This window comes from Vibrio sp. NH-7 (genome assembly GCF_053643215.1).
This window is the reverse complement of record NZ_CM132187.1, coordinates 2,551,517-2,565,841: the sequence shown is the minus strand read 5'-3', so window position 1 is coordinate 2,565,841 and position 14,325 is coordinate 2,551,517. Positions and strand designations below refer to the sequence as shown.

11 protein-coding genes are annotated in these 14,325 nt (G+C 46.7%); 10 read left to right on the top strand and 1 reads right to left on the bottom strand.

Translation table 11 applies throughout. The annotated features are described in order from the left end of the window. The first annotated feature begins 11 nt into the window (after nucleotides 1-11). The 6 genes from recO to ACUALS_RS11820 all read left to right on the top strand — a co-directional run bounded on the left by recO (nucleotide 12) and on the right by ACUALS_RS11820 (nucleotide 4,938). Nucleotides 12-737: a DNA repair protein RecO gene (recO, locus tag ACUALS_RS11845; RefSeq protein WP_038140758.1), complete on the top strand. Its 726-nt coding sequence runs from the start codon at nucleotides 12-14 to the stop codon at nucleotides 735-737. Beyond that, a complete protein-coding gene (gene pdxJ, locus ACUALS_RS11840) occupies nucleotides 734-1,465 on the top strand; it encodes a pyridoxine 5'-phosphate synthase (protein WP_454448415.1) in 732 nt (243 codons plus the stop codon). The genes recO and pdxJ overlap by 4 nt, the downstream gene beginning before the upstream one ends. A gap of 3 nt (nucleotides 1,466-1,468) precedes the next feature. Further along, a complete protein-coding gene (gene acpS / locus ACUALS_RS11835) occupies nucleotides 1,469-1,849 on the top strand; it encodes a holo-ACP synthase (protein WP_005472872.1) in 381 nt (126 codons plus the stop codon). Nucleotides 1,850-1,993: 144 nt separating this feature from the next. Next, nucleotides 1,994-2,866, top strand: a complete 873-nt coding sequence (locus ACUALS_RS11830) for a hypothetical protein (protein WP_454448414.1) — start codon at nucleotides 1,994-1,996, stop codon at nucleotides 2,864-2,866. Between the two features lie 427 nt (nucleotides 2,867-3,293). After that, nucleotides 3,294-3,704: a hypothetical protein gene (locus tag ACUALS_RS11825; protein ID WP_454448413.1), complete on the top strand. Its 411-nt coding sequence runs from the start codon at nucleotides 3,294-3,296 to the stop codon at nucleotides 3,702-3,704. Then, nucleotides 3,697-4,938: a GGDEF domain-containing protein gene (locus ACUALS_RS11820; protein ID WP_331402518.1), complete on the top strand. Its 1,242-nt coding sequence runs from the start codon at nucleotides 3,697-3,699 to the stop codon at nucleotides 4,936-4,938. Before ACUALS_RS11825 ends, ACUALS_RS11820 begins: the two co-directional genes overlap by 8 nt. Nucleotides 4,939-4,977: 39 nt before the next feature. Here the strand turns inward: ACUALS_RS11820 and barA are convergent, their stop codons facing one another. Beyond that, nucleotides 4,978-7,767 carry a two-component sensor histidine kinase BarA gene (barA, locus tag ACUALS_RS11815; protein ID WP_454448412.1) on the bottom strand — a complete coding sequence of 930 codons (2,790 nt, stop codon included), beginning with the start codon at nucleotides 7,765-7,767 and terminating at the stop codon, nucleotides 4,978-4,980. Nucleotides 7,768-7,925: 158 nt separating this feature from the next. On the opposite strand from barA, the gene rlmD reads away from it, so the two are divergent. The 4 genes from rlmD (at nucleotide 7,926) to ACUALS_RS11795 (ending at nucleotide 14,287) form a co-directional block, all read left to right on the top strand. Further along, nucleotides 7,926-9,245: a 23S rRNA (uracil(1939)-C(5))-methyltransferase RlmD gene (rlmD, locus tag ACUALS_RS11810; RefSeq protein WP_454448411.1), complete on the top strand. Its 1,320-nt coding sequence runs from the start codon at nucleotides 7,926-7,928 to the stop codon at nucleotides 9,243-9,245. A gap of 69 nt (nucleotides 9,246-9,314) precedes the next feature. Further along, entirely contained in the window at nucleotides 9,315-11,534 is a 2,220-nt protein-coding gene (relA, locus tag ACUALS_RS11805) for a GTP diphosphokinase (protein ID WP_331400507.1), read from the top strand. A gap of 108 nt (nucleotides 11,535-11,642) precedes the next feature. Beyond that, a complete protein-coding gene (gene mazG / locus ACUALS_RS11800) occupies nucleotides 11,643-12,449 on the top strand; it encodes a nucleoside triphosphate pyrophosphohydrolase (RefSeq protein WP_334475174.1) in 807 nt (268 codons plus the stop codon). Between the two features lie 197 nt (nucleotides 12,450-12,646). Beyond that, nucleotides 12,647-14,287: a CTP synthase gene (locus tag ACUALS_RS11795; RefSeq protein WP_005472915.1), complete on the top strand. Its 1,641-nt coding sequence runs from the start codon at nucleotides 12,647-12,649 to the stop codon at nucleotides 14,285-14,287. Nucleotides 14,288-14,325 lie beyond the last annotated feature (38 nt).

Sequence of the window (14,325 nt, the reverse complement as noted above, 5' to 3'; positions counted from 1 at the left end):
TAGAAGGTGATATGTCTGCAGAAGGCTTACAACGTTGCTTTGTATTACATCGACGACCATACAGTGAATCGAGCCTCATTTTGGATGTGTTCAGCGAAGAGTATGGCCGCGTCACCCTGATGTCCAAGGGGGCAAGGAGTAAGCGTTCCAATTTAAAAGGCGCGCTGCAGCCTTTTACGCCCTTGTTGCTGAAATGGTCGGGAAATGGCTCCATGAAAACATTGCGTCAAGCCGAGCCAATTAGCCTAGGCCTCCCGCTCACAGGTATTAATCTCTATTCAGGTATGTACGTCAATGAACTGATTGGTCGAGTGCTTATGGCTGAAGTGCCGATGCCTGCACTGTTTCACGACTATCTGCATGTTTTAACCGAGCTTGCGCAATGTGATAACCCTGAACCCGCATTGCGCCGATTTGAACTGGCGCTGTTATCTGCAATGGGGTACGGGGTTGATTTCCTTCATTGTGCGGGGAGTGGGGAGCCGATTGAACCCACAATGACTTACCGATACCGAGAGCAGAAAGGTTTTATTGCTTCCGTTCGGTATGACAATTTAACGTTTAAAGGTGATGAACTGATCGCGATCAGCGAACGTAGATTTACCACAAAAGAACAACTTAAAGCGGCAAAACGCTTTACACGTATAGCCTTAAAGCCGTATCTTGGCGGCAAACCTTTAAAAAGCAGGGAGTTGTTTGTAGCAATGATTCCCCGAGCACGGAGTATTGGAAAATGAGCTCAATCTACCTAGGTGTTAACATCGACCATATCGCGACATTACGTAATGCACGTGGGACGAAATACCCAGATCCAGTGCATGCCGCAGAAGTTGCGGAGCGCGCTGGTGCAGACGGTATCACCATCCACCTACGTGAAGATCGCCGTCATATTAATGATAGAGATGTGCGCATTTTACGTGAAACAATTCAGACGCGTATGAATTTGGAAATGGCGGTCACGGATGAAATGGTTGAGATTGCGCTGAACACACAACCAGAGTACGTATGCTTGGTACCGGAAAAGCGTGAAGAGTTAACGACGGAAGGTGGCCTAGACGTCGTTGGTCAGCTAGAAAAAGTCAAAGCAGCAACCCAAAAGCTATCTGAAGCAGGTATTAAGGTGTCGTTGTTCATTGATGCGGACCGTGAACAGATTGATGCGGCGAAAGCATGTGGCGCGCCATTTATTGAGTTGCATACGGGTCACTACGCAGACGCAGAAACGGAAGAAGATCAGCAAGACGAGTTGAAGAAGATTGCAGCGGGTGCTAGCTATGCCGCAGACCTTGGTATCACGGTAAATGCTGGCCACGGTTTGACTTACCATAATGTTGCAGCCATTGCGGCAATCCCTGAAATCTATGAACTTAACATCGGTCACTCTATTATTGGGCGTGCGTCGTTTGACGGTTTGCACAAAGCAGTCGCCGACATGAAAGCGCAAATGGTTTTAGCCCGTAAATAAGCCATGGCCATTGTAGGTTTAGGGACTGATATTGCGGAGATCGAGCGAGTTGAGAAAGCACTCGCTCGCTCAGGTGAGCCATTTGCCAGACGGATCTTGACTGACACTGAATTTGAGCGATTCAAAAGTCTCAAGCAGCAAGGTCGTTTTTTGGCCAAGCGCTTTGCAGCCAAAGAGGCGGCGTCAAAAGCCTTGGGGACGGGTATTGCCATGGGTGTGACGTTCCATGATTTCAATGTCACCAATGACCAGCATGGTGCTCCTATTCTCACTTTGAGTGATAAAGCTGCGGAATTGGCGAAGACGAAAGGCGTGCGGCACATTCATTTATCGATATCGGACGAGCGACATTACGCAGTCGCCACCGTAATTTTTGAGCAATAAGCGACCTTAGGTCGCTTTTTTTATCGGTGATGTTTTATTTTAGTAATTGCTTTATCACACTTTCGTTGGTTATTGTTATACTTGTAAGCATAAATATAAACTATAAATTTGTAGCCTAGCGTCTAGACAAAAGGACAGCAGTCTATGCCTAATAAGTTTTACAAGTTTGCAGCTCATGGTTCTTTAGTATTAAGTTTTTTGAGTTTGCCATCATTAGCACATGCAGTGGATTTGTCTTTTTCAGGCTTTGGTACTTTAGGCTATGCCTATGAAAACCAAGATGAATTGGCGTTTCGCCGCGATATAACACGTACCACTGATATCGATACAGACGGTTCATTCCGGGTCGATTCCAACATTGGAATGCAATTTGACGCGGCGTTTAACCGAGACTGGTCATTCACGACTCAGTTCCTCTTTGATCAAGGTGTCACCTATGACCTTGATGAGCTAACAGAGCTTGCTTTCATTCGTTACTCGCCTAATGCTAGTTGGGATTTTCGTGCGGGTCGAATTGGTGTCAGCGCCTACGCGGCGGCAGATAGTCGTCATATCGACTATGCGCACTTATGGGTTCGTCCTCCCCAAGAGCTATATGGCGGTATTGTTTTTAACTCACTTGATGGGATCGGCGCCACGTACTACTCCAACAACGCCTACTTCAATTGGAAAGCATCGCTAGAGTATGGTCGAAACCAAGAAGTTGGTGAGGTGCCTTTGTCCAACGAAGAGTATTCGACTGACTTAGACAATGTCGTCAGTCTCTCTTTTGAAGTGGATAAAGATGAATGGAAGTGGCAGCTCTCTTATGCTCGTGTGGGGTCTTTGACTGTCAACCAAACGGGTCAAACCGAATTACTACAAAATAGTGTCAACCAATTTGCCAACAACCCAGGCATTGCCGCGTTTTTCCCAGCAATCAGTGCGGAAGCGCTACGCACCCGTGATGCTTTGGTTGTTGAAAATGAGCAGATTCACTACTTTCAAGCCGCTGCCCTTTACTTTGACGGGTTGTGAACCTTTCAAACCGAGCTTTTTAATATCGACGCTCAACAAGACTCTATTCCGCAAGGTTATGGAGGCTATGCGTTAGTCGGGCGAACATTTGACTCTTTAACGCCTTACGCCATTTACGGTCGCTTTAAACCAAGTTCATCACCATTTCAGCAAGATGAAGATTGGAGCCAAGCTGGAGCGCAAGCAGCACAATTACAGGGAGCGACGGAAGCCGCCATCAACTCGGTTCGTATCGATCAAGAGTCTTACTCAATCGGATTACGTTGGGATGTTTCTCCTTATATTGCGCTCAAAGCACAGTATGACCACGTTAAGATCAACCCCTATGGGTATGGGCTGTGGGCTTCGACGCTGGAGACCATGGGCAGTTCGAGTCGGGTCCATTTGTTCAGCCTCAATATGAACTTTATCTTTTAGGGAGGCTGAGATGAAATATTTAAGCTTCCTTCTTCTGTTCTTATCCTCTCACACTTTCGCCGGCTTTTATGTGGTGGTGAGCGAAGAGAGTAGCATCGCCGCGTTTAATGTTGATGATATTGCTGATGTCTATCTGGGCAGAAAAAAAGTATTGGGGTCGTCATATGTTGACCAAGTGCTTGACCGAACTGGTGAAGAGCGGAGACGTTTTTTTGCCACTGTGGCGAACATGCGTGAGAGTCAGGTGAATGCGTACTGGGCAAAACTCAAATTTTCAGGAAGCATGAGGGCGCCTGAAGAAGTCGATTCAACTCAAGCCTTGCTCGAAAAAGTAATAGAGAATCCACAAGCCATTGGCTACATGACAGAAAAACCGCCTGAAAATTCAGGGGTTAAGGTGGCACTTTACATTGATGAATAGACCTAAGCTTAACTCTCTTTCCAATAAACTGCTGAAAATCATTTCGATATTGGCACTTTCCTACTTGGTCGTTATTCTGTTGATAATGATTCCAGTAGGGTTCTTGCAGGCAGATAAGGAACATAAAGAGCTAGAGCAGAAGTTGGTGTTGTCATTGTCCGGCTCTGCGGCGATTGCATTGTATGTGAACAACGCCGAAATTGCCGATGAAGTGATTTCTGCATTATTGCTGCATGAAGAAATTGATGCGGTTCGTCTAGAGAGTGACGATGGTGTTTCATTTGCGTCCAACCACCTTACTATTGATAAGAAAGATCTGTGGGCACATGCGAATACTTACCGTCTTTACTCGCCAACAGACGGTGAGCCGTTGGGTACGCTGTATGTTCACAACAACCATTCCGCATTGCAAAAAACGACGTTATCTCAAGTGTTTAATCAGGTGATGTTCGTCTTTGTTCAGTTTTTGGTCACCGTTATTGCTCTGGTACTGGTTTTTAAAAAGATTGTCGGTAAACCCCTTGCTGATCTCTCGGAGGCAATGTACACCGCAACACCAGAGAATCCAAAGAAGATTCCCATCGATGTTGAAAACCAGAACAACGAGCTCGGCGTGGTGATTCATAGTGTGAACACTTTTATTGAGAACTCGCGCCAAGCGATTGAACGAGAACGAGAGTTACGTTCTCAAATTGAGCACTGGGAGCACTATTATCGCAACATGGCGGAGCAAGATATTCTTACAGGATTGAAGAACCGCTTAGGGTGCGAAAAGTATGTAGAGCAAGCGTCTCGCACCAGCCAGTACATCGCGCTGCTGTTGATCGATTTGGATGGCTTCAAAGCCGTCAATGACACTCATGGCCACGCGGCGGGAGACCTAATATTGACTGAAATTGCCAGTCGATTCTCTGACCTACAGGCCAAGAGTAATGTACCGGGAATCGTGGGTCGTATCGGTGGTGATGAGTTTGTTATGTATCTAGTGCTTCAAAACAATGACCACAATCTACTCTCGACAGTCGCTCAGCAGGCTATTGACCTCGCCAATTTGCCTTCTGTCTATAATGGCAACTCAATTAATGTTGGCTGTAGTGTCGGGATTGCGGTACAAGCAAGTAAAGGCATAGTAATCGAGAAACTGCTACACCGAGCAGACCAAGCGATGTATCAGGTGAAGCAAGAGGGCAAGAACAGCTATCACTTCTACCGCGGAGAGCAAACTGCGCACTGAGGCATAGATAGATGCCATGCCTCAGGTTTGGAAGCTATTTTAGCTTTTCTTCAAGTAGGGCTGCGCACTGGCGACCACTTTTTCCATTTCATCTTGTAGTTCAAGCAACTCCGGCTCGAGGTCTTCGATTTGAATCCCTGAGCGTAATGCTTTTTCAATGGTTGCACAGACTGTTTTCAGTCTTGGTACACCACAATAAGAGCTACTTCCATGCAGTTTGTGCACATGATGAATCAACAGCTCAGTGTCGATGGACTCCTCTTCAAGTGCGTTGTCGACGACATCGACAACCTCTGGAATAGAGTCCACAAGCATCTGCAACATATCTTTGGCAAGATCTTCTTTGTTGGCGGATTGTTTCAATGCCGCCTGCCAATCAATGATCATATTCGAATGTGTCGCGGTTGTGGACGCGGTTGGCTCAAACGGGTCGGGTTGAGCAGATAGATCCAACTTCTCAATCTGTGCATCCGTCGTTTGCGGGCTCCAATGCATCAACACTTGTTGTAATACGTGTTCTTCAATTGGCTTGGTTAAATAGTCATCCATGCCGGCTTTGAGTAAACGATCTCGCTCTCCACTCATGGCATGGGCGGTTACCGCAATCACAGGCGTATTGGCGTTGAGTTGAGTCTTCTTAATCTCCTCGCAAGCGGTGACTCCGTCCATATGTGGCATCTGAATATCCATCAGAATAATATCAAAGTGACGTTCCTGAGCTTGCTGCACAGCATCAAGACCATTGGTGCAGGTAATCACACGTTCAACGCGTTCTTGGAGCAAGGCGCTAATGAGTTTCAAGTTAGCAGGGTTGTCATCGACAGCCATCACCGTCAGTGGCAAGGTCTCGTCTTGAACAACGACTTCGGGCTCGATGACTGGCAAATTATCTTGATTCGCCGAGAGTGTTTGTAGCAAACGCTTACGAGACAGAGGCTTAGTAATGCAGTGAATCGGGTAAGACTGAATCAAGTCATCGGAGAGAGCCAGCGCGGTACTCGGTACGCCGACAACGACATGCGGTGCACAACGCAGAGCATGCTCAACTTGCTGCTCGACTGCGGAGGTTTCATGTTCACGATTAGGCGCTAAGTTGAGCAGAACATAGTCGAATTGCTCAGCATCTTCCGGTAGTGCAGAGCGATAGGTCACAACCAGACCAGCTTGTACTAACTGTTGCTGGGTCACAGACGCCGCCTGCATATTTGGTTCGACCAAAAGAAGCGAGCGCTGCTTCAAGCTGTCTGTATCGACCATCTCGGTAACGGGCATATCTGTCGAGTGCAAACGCAAAGTGAACCAGAATGTAGAGCCTTGGTGAAGGCGACTGGTTAAGCTGATTTCCCCGCCCATCTGGCTGACTAGTTTTTGTGTGATGACCAAACCCAATCCTGTACCGCCATAGCGACGAGAGATACTCGCATCAGCTTGACTGAAGGCTTGGAAAAGTTGTGCTTGCTGTCGCTCAGAGATACCGATACCAGTGTCTCGAACCATAAACTGCAGCTCAACCACATCTTCTTTTTGAGAGCGCATTTCAACGCTAATGTCGATATTTCCGTGCTCGGTGAATTTGATGGAGTTGCCAACTAAGTTAGTCAGTACTTGTTGAATACGTAAGGAATCTCCGACTAGACCCGCTGGAATCTTCGGATCGATCTTCAATGTGAGTTCGAGCCCTTTTTCATGGGCGCTGGTGGCTTGCAAGCTGACCACTTCTTCAAGCGATTCTTGGAAATCAAACGGGATGCTTTCTAGTGCGAGCTTGCCGGCTTCTAGCTTAGAGAAATCCAAAATGTCGTTGATGATGTTGAGTAGATTGGTCGCTGATTTTTCAATGGTATTCAAATAATCGGTTTGGCTATTGGTCAGCTTGGTTTTTAGCATCTGACGCGTAAAGCCAATGACGCCATTTAACGGCGTGCGCAGCTCATGAGACATATTGGCTAAGAATTCAGACTTTACTCGAGCCGCTTCTTGAGCTCGTTTTTTGGCTATGTCCAACTCTACGTTCTGAATCTCAAGCTGCTCTAAAGTTTCGCGTAAATCGGAAGTCGCTTGATCGATACTGTGTTGCATCTCGACATGATATTCCGACAGGGATACCGCCATGGCGTTGATGCCGTTCTTTAACGAGTCGAGCTCACCGTGCATTTTGCCTTCAATTCGCACATCAAGGTGGCCGCGGCGAATTCGGTCGACCATATTTTTCATATGAGAAATCGGTCGCGTCACGTCATACATGAGCCGATAGGCAAAGACCGCAGAAAGTCCAAGACCAATCAGAAGAACAAGAACCGCCGAAAAAACCTCTTGGTATTGCTGAAGGCGAAGCGATGATAAGTCCAATTCGACGGCGACATAGCCAAGTGCTGGCGTGTTTTCTTTGCCTCGATTGGTGGCAATTAGCCCAGACTCAGCAATGACAGGGGCGCGCATAATTAAGGTGTTGTCACTGAGCGTGGAATTGCCCAGAAGAGGGATGGCTTCTTGTTTCGGGTAAGTCAAAGACTCAAAATTCGGGTGAAAGTTAGAGGTGACAAACAACTCGTGGTTGTAGTCGAAAACCGCGATGCTACGAACAAATTTAGAGTTCTTCCTGTGTGCGTAACTGATGATGCGTCTAACAGACTCTCGACTATTATTTTTAAGACCCTCTTCGCTAGCAATCGCGAGTGGTTCAATAATATTTAAGCCCGAGTTGTACACCTGAAGTTCAAGGTCGTGGTATCGGTTGAATGAGAAAAACGCACTGAGGAGCAATCCGATGATCAGCGTTGGCGCTAAAGTTAAGGTAATAACGCGGGCGCGTAAGCCATATCTTGTCATTATTGTCTAAACATCGTGGTGTGGATATGGGAAAATAGTCGCAATATAAAGATGAGACTGCCGAGTCCTTAAGCATAATCAACTCGGTCAGCTCACACAATGATTCAGGCACAAAAGGTGGAACCTGAACAGCAATTCGAGCAATTAAGGCACAGAGCATGGCGCGTTTTTTCCAACCAAAGAAGAAAACTCAAGTAAACACGAAGCACCAATCCGTCTTGGTCGAAAAACTCGATCACCATGGCGCTGGTATCGCCTATCAAAATAAAAAGCCCATCTTTATCGAAGGGGCGTTACCGCAAGAACAAGTTTTGGTGCAAATTACCGAAAGTAAGAGCAAATTTGCCCGCGCGAACTTGATTAAAGTTCAGACCGAAAGTGCAGAGCGCATCGTACCTTTTTGCCCCCATTACCAAGCGTGTGGCGGTTGTAATATGCAGCACCTTGGTTTGGAGAAACAACAGCAACACAAGCAGCAAACCTTGTCCCAGTTGATGCGAAAATTTTCTGGCCAAACGACTGCTCTGGAAGCGCCTTTAATCGGTGAATCACTCGGTTATCGCCGACGTGCACGCGTGAGTTTGAAGGTGGATAAAAAATCGCGTCAGTTGCAGTTCGGTTTTCGTAAGAAGCAAAGCAAAGAGATCGTCAATGTGGTGGATTGTCCCGTGCTTGATGCTGGCTTAAATGCGCTAATGTCGCCTTTGTTCGAGCTGCTAAAAACATTCCGTCATCAAGAAAACTTGGGGCATATCGAATTGGTAAAAGGGGACAATACTCGGGTCCTTGTACTGCGCCATATGAAGGCTCTGGATGAGCAAGACCAAGCGGCACTTGAGACGTTTGCAAAAGAGCAGCAAGTCAGTTTGTATTTGATGCCGCAAAGTGATGTTTTGAATCGTGTTGTGGGTGACCAAGCACACTATTTGGAAACGGGTGTCACCATTCCATTTGAGCCAAATAACTTTATTCAAGTCAACCAAGATGTGAACCAAAAGATGGTCGAACAGGCGTTGAACTGGCTTGACTTAACGGCAGAAGATAGAGTGTTGGATCTGTTTTGCGGGTTAGGAAACTTCAGTTTACCAATGGCGAAAAAAGTGCGCTCTGTGATTGGTGTTGAAGGGGTTGATGCGATGGTGGAAAAAGCGACCCATAATGCCGAAATTAACCAGTTAGAGAATGCACGTTTCTTTCAAGCCAATTTGGAACAAGATATGTCTGGTCAGCCCTGGGCGACGGAAAAATTTGATAAAATACTGCTCGACCCAGCAAGAGCAGGGGCGAGCGGTATCGTAGATCAACTTTCTGACCTTGGAGCATCAAGAGTCGTTTATGTTTCCTGTAATCCTGCTACCCTTGCCAGAGACTCACAAAGCCTACTTAACCAAGGCTTCCAATTGAGAAAGTTAGGTATGCTGGATATGTTTCCTCACACTAGCCATCTAGAATCGATGGCGCTCTTTGTTAAAGACTGAACAAAGCCGTCGGTCGTGAGTCTGACATTGGGATAAGTCGAAGAAAAACGAAAAACTAGGACGAAAGAGATGGTTGCGGTAAGAAGCGCACATTTGAACCAAGACGAACAGTTTGAGCTAGAAAAATGGATCGCGAGCCTGAATCAGGACGCCAAGATAGCAAAACGCCTCAAAGAGGTGTACCGCCAATGCGAGACCATATTACAAGATCATGAGCAAGGTCCGCTGCTGTTATGGCGTGGCCGTGAAATGATCGAAATTTTAATTACCCTTTCTATGGATAAGGCAACCCTCGTGGCTGCCTTGTTATTCCCGCTTGTATCCAGTGGTGCCTATGACCGCGAAAAGCTGGAAGAAGATTTTGGTAAAGAAACCATCAAATTAATTGATGGTGTTGAAGAAATGGCGGCGTTGGGGCAGCTCAATGTCACGATGGAGGGCAGCGCGGCTTCGACTCAGGTGGACAATGTTCGCCGCATGCTACTTGCGATGGTTGATGACTTCCGTTGTGTGATCATCAAACTCGCAGAACGTATTGCCAACCTTGTCGAAGTAAAAAAAGCGCCAGAAGAAGTGCGCCAAGCTGCCGCAAAAGAGTGTGCCAACATTTATGCGCCACTGGCTAACCGCTTAGGTATCGGTCAGTTAAAGTGGGAAATGGAAGACTATGCTTTCCGTTACCAACACCCTGAAACCTACAAGCAAATAGCGAAACAACTCTCAGAGCGACGAATTGTCCGCGAACAGTACATCAAAGACTTTGTCGACGATCTGACCGCAGAAATGAAGGCATCATCGATCAATGCAGAGGTCAGTGGTCGACCGAAACACATCTACAGCATTTGGCGCAAAATGCAGAAAAAAGGGCTCGCTTTTGATGAGCTATTCGATGTTCGAGCAGTACGTATTATTGCTGACAAACTGCAAGATTGTTACGCCGCATTAGGGGCTGTGCACACCAAATACAAGCACCTTCCGAGCGAGTTTGATGATTATGTCGCAAACCCGAAACCAAACGGCTACCAGTCGATTCACACGGTTATTCTCGGACCTGAAGGGAAAACCATCGAAATCCAGATTCGTACCAAAGAGATGCACGAAGATTCAGAACTCGGCGTGGCTGCACACTGGAAGTACAAAGAAGGGGGCGGTGGTCGTAGTGGTTACGATGAGAAGATCACATGGCTGCGTAAACTACTCGATTGGCAAGAAGAGATGTCAGACTCCGGTGAAATGCTGGACGAAGTGCGGAGCCAAGTCTTCGACGACCGAGTCTATGCCTTTACACCACGCGGTGATGTTGTTGACCTGCCAATGGGCGCAACGCCACTTGATTTTGCTTACCATATTCATTCTATGGTTGGTCACCGTTGTATTGGTGCCAAGGTGGCAGGACGCATTGTTCCGTTTACACATAAACTGCAAATGGGCGATCAAGTTGAAATCATTACGTCTAAAGAGCCAAACCCATCGCGGGATTGGTTGAACCCATCGACTGGCTTTGTTACCTCAGGGCGTGCACGTGCCAAGATCAACGCTTGGTTCCGTAAACAGAGTCGTGAGAAAAACCTTGAGGCAGGTCGTGAGATCTTAGAACAAGAGCTTACCAAGATTGGCGCAACACTCAAAGATGCTGAACAATATGGTCTCAAGCGTTTCAACATGAATACGCCTGATGAGCTCTATGTCGGTGTCGGTAGCGGAGATCTGCGTATCAACCAGATCATTAACCACATCAATGCTCTAGTGAACAAGCCAACCGCCGAAGAGGAAGATCAGCAAGCGTTAGAGAAACTGCAAGAAGCAGAGAACAAAGCGCCTGTTCAAAGTCGTCCTAAGAAAGACGCGGTAGTGGTTGAAGGGGTCGATAACCTTATGACCCATCTCGCGCGTTGTTGTCAGCCGATTCCCGGTGATGAGATCGCGGGTTACATCACGCAAGGTCGCGGCATTTCAGTTCACCGCGCGGATTGTGAACAACTTGAAGAGCTGCGTCATCACGCACCAGAGCGGATTATTGATACGGTTTGGGGCAGCGGTTTTGTTGGTTCATACATCCTCACCGTTCGTGTGGAAGCAATGGAGCGCGGCGGTTTACTCAAAGACATCACCACACTGTTTGCCAACGAAAAGATCAAAGTCACCAGTATGAAGAGCCGCGTCGATTATCGTAAACAGCTCTCCATCATGGACTTCGATTTGGAAGTAACTAACATTGAGATTCTCCAGCGCGTATCGAAGCGTGTTGAACAGATTAAAGATGTCATGTCGGTCAAGAGGTTGGGATAGTTTCCAACTCAGGTAATAGATAGATAACCTAAAGGTGAGTGGTTTTGGCTGCTCACCTTTTTATTTGATGACAGTTCTTTAGATAGAAGGTTTAAAGGAAGAAGAAATATGAGCCATCCAATTGAGCAGTTAGAGCAAATCATGGCGCAGCTTCGTGACCCAGAAAATGGTTGTCCATGGGATCGAAAGCAGAGCTTTGACACTATTGTCCCGCACACCATTGAAGAGACCTATGAAGTGGTCGATGCGATTCACAATCGCGATTGGCCAAATCTCAAAGAAGAGCTTGGCGATTTGCTGTTTCAGGTGATTTTTTATAGTCAGCTAGCCAAAGAGCAGGGGTTGTTTGATTTTTCAGAGGTTGTTGAGGCTGTAAATGAGAAACTGACACGTCGTCATCCGCATGTATTTTCCGATGTGGAGTTTGCGTCAGATGAAGAAATTAATGCCAATTGGGAAGCCGAAAAAGCAAAAGAAAAAGCAGAAGTAGGCAAAACAGAGCAAAGTATCCTAGACTCAATACCAAATTCTCTACCAGCTCTTTCTCGTGCTACAAAGATCCAGAAAAAATGCGCGAAATTCGGCTTTGATTGGGATTCGTTAGGACCTGTTGCAGAGAAAGTTCACGAAGAGATAGATGAAGTCATGGACGAAGCGCTTCAAGTCGATGTAAATCAAGACAACCTAGAGCTAGAAATCGGTGATTTACTCTTTGCAACGGTGAATTTAGCTCGTCATGTACAGGTTAATCCAGAAGCCGCTTTGAGCAAGGCCAACTTAAAATTTGTGCGCCGCTTTAAAGCCGTTGAGGGAAGGGTCGCGGAGCAAAATAAAGCGTTACAAGACTGTTCGTTGCAAGAGTTGGACGAGCATTGGAACCAGATAAAGCGAGAAGAGAAAAGGTCTGGGCAGTAGATTTAGCGAAATGGGACAAGATTGACTCAACTATGTTTTGCGTGAGTTTGTTCTGTTCATGCAGTTTGATTTGAAGCAAAAAATAAAAAATTGCAGTGTGATAGATTTCACGTTGTGGCGGTTAAGGGCTTCTGGTATATTTATATCCCGTCCAGAAGAAATCCATTTTCCCTCATTCAACCAATTTCAGGTTAAACATGACGACAAATTACATTTTTGTTACTGGCGGGGTTGTATCCTCTCTAGGTAAAGGTATTGCAGCAGCATCTCTTGCGGCTATTCTAGAAGCTCGTGGTCTTAAAGTGACTATGATGAAGCTTGACCCTTACATTAACGTTGACCCAGGCACTATGAGCCCAACTCAACACGGTGAGGTGTTCGTCACGGAAGATGGCGCTGAAACTGACCTTGACCTTGGTCACTACGAGCGATTCATTCGCACCAAGATGACTAAGCGCAACAACTTCACTGCAGGTCGTGTTTACGCTGACGTTCTACGTAAAGAGCGTCGTGGTGATTACCTAGGTGCAACCATTCAGGTTATCCCACATATCACTAACGCTATCAAAGATCGCGTGATCGCTGGCTCTGAAGGCCACGACGTAGCTATCGTTGAAGTCGGTGGTACGGTTGGTGATATCGAATCTCTACCATTTATGGAAGCTATCCGTCAGCTAGCTGTAGAACTTGGCCGTGAGCGCGCTATGTTCATGCACCTGACTCTAGTTCCTTATCTAGCAGCAGCGGGCGAAGTAAAAACTAAGCCAACGCAACACTCTGTAAAAGAGCTGCTTTCTATCGGTATCCAGCCTGACATTCTTGTTTGTCGCTCAGATCGCATGATCCCTGCGAACGAACGTAAGAAGATCGCGCTTTTCTGTAACGTACAAGAAAAAGCGGTTATCTCGATGAAGGACGTAGATTCAATCTACAAGATCCCTCAACTCATCAAATCTCAAGGTTTAGACGACCTAGTATGTTCTCGCTTTGGCATTACTGCTCCTGAAGCAGATCTGTCAGAATGGGAACAGGTTATCTACGAAGAAGCGAACCCAACCGCTGAAGTGACTATCGGTATGGTTGGTAAGTACATCGAACTTCCAGATGCTTACAAATCAGTCAACGAAGCGCTTAAGCACGCAGGTCTTAAGAACCGTCTAAGCGTTAAGATTAAGTACGTTGATTCTCAAGATGTAGAGAGCAAAGGCGACGAAGCACTTGCAGGTCTTGACGCAATCCTAGTTCCAGGTGGCTTCGGCGATCGTGGTGTGGAAGGCAAGATCATGGCGGCGAAATACGCTCGTGAGAACAAAGTACCTTACCTTGGCATCTGTCTAGGTATGCAAGTAGCACTGATTGAATACGCGCGCAACGTTGCGGGTATGGAAGGTGCTCACTCAACAGAATTTAACAAAGAGACGAAGTACCCAGTGGTTGGTCTAATCACTGAGTGGGTTGATGGCGAAGGTAACGTTGAAGAACGTACCGAGAAGTCAGATCTTGGTGGTACTATGCGTCTTGGTTCACAGCTATGTCACCTAGAGAAAGGAACGAAAGCTCGTGAACTATACGGTAGCGCGACAATTCATGAGCGTCACCGCCACCGTTACGAAGTGAACAACAACCTTCGTCCACAGATTGAAAAAGCAGGCCTGAAAGTATCGGGTCTATCTGCAGACAAGAAACTGGTAGAAGTGATTGAGAACCCAGCTCACCCATGGTTTGTAGCGGCTCAGTTCCACCCAGAGTTCACTTCAACACCTCGCGATGGTCACCCACTGTTTGCAGGTTTCGTGAAAGCGGCTGGTGAATACCAACGCGGCGAATTAGAGAAGTAAAGGATACGGGCAGTAGCGTTAGTTGTGCTGCTGCCCTT

Excerpts from the sequence above, each read along its gene's own strand:
- recO (WP_038140758.1), top strand. The coding sequence starts at position 12 with ATGTCTGCAGAAGGCTTACAACGTTGCTTTGTATTACATCGACGACCA.
- pdxJ (WP_454448415.1), top strand. The coding sequence starts at position 734 with ATGAGCTCAATCTACCTAGGTGTTAACATCGACCATATCGCGACATTA.
- acpS (WP_005472872.1), top strand. The coding sequence starts at position 1,469 with ATGGCCATTGTAGGTTTAGGGACTGATATTGCGGAGATCGAGCGAGTT.
- ACUALS_RS11830 (WP_454448414.1), top strand. The coding sequence starts at position 1,994 with ATGCCTAATAAGTTTTACAAGTTTGCAGCTCATGGTTCTTTAGTATTA.
- ACUALS_RS11825 (WP_454448413.1), top strand. The coding sequence starts at position 3,294 with ATGAAATATTTAAGCTTCCTTCTTCTGTTCTTATCCTCTCACACTTTC.
- ACUALS_RS11820 (WP_331402518.1), top strand. The coding sequence starts at position 3,697 with ATGAATAGACCTAAGCTTAACTCTCTTTCCAATAAACTGCTGAAAATC.
- barA (WP_454448412.1), bottom strand. The coding sequence starts at position 7,767 with ATGACAAGATATGGCTTACGCGCCCGCGTTATTACCTTAACTTTAGCG.
- rlmD (WP_454448411.1), top strand. The coding sequence starts at position 7,926 with ATGGCGCGTTTTTTCCAACCAAAGAAGAAAACTCAAGTAAACACGAAG.
- relA (WP_331400507.1), top strand. The coding sequence starts at position 9,315 with ATGGTTGCGGTAAGAAGCGCACATTTGAACCAAGACGAACAGTTTGAG.
- mazG (WP_334475174.1), top strand. The coding sequence starts at position 11,643 with ATGAGCCATCCAATTGAGCAGTTAGAGCAAATCATGGCGCAGCTTCGT.
- ACUALS_RS11795 (WP_005472915.1), top strand. The coding sequence starts at position 12,647 with ATGACGACAAATTACATTTTTGTTACTGGCGGGGTTGTATCCTCTCTA.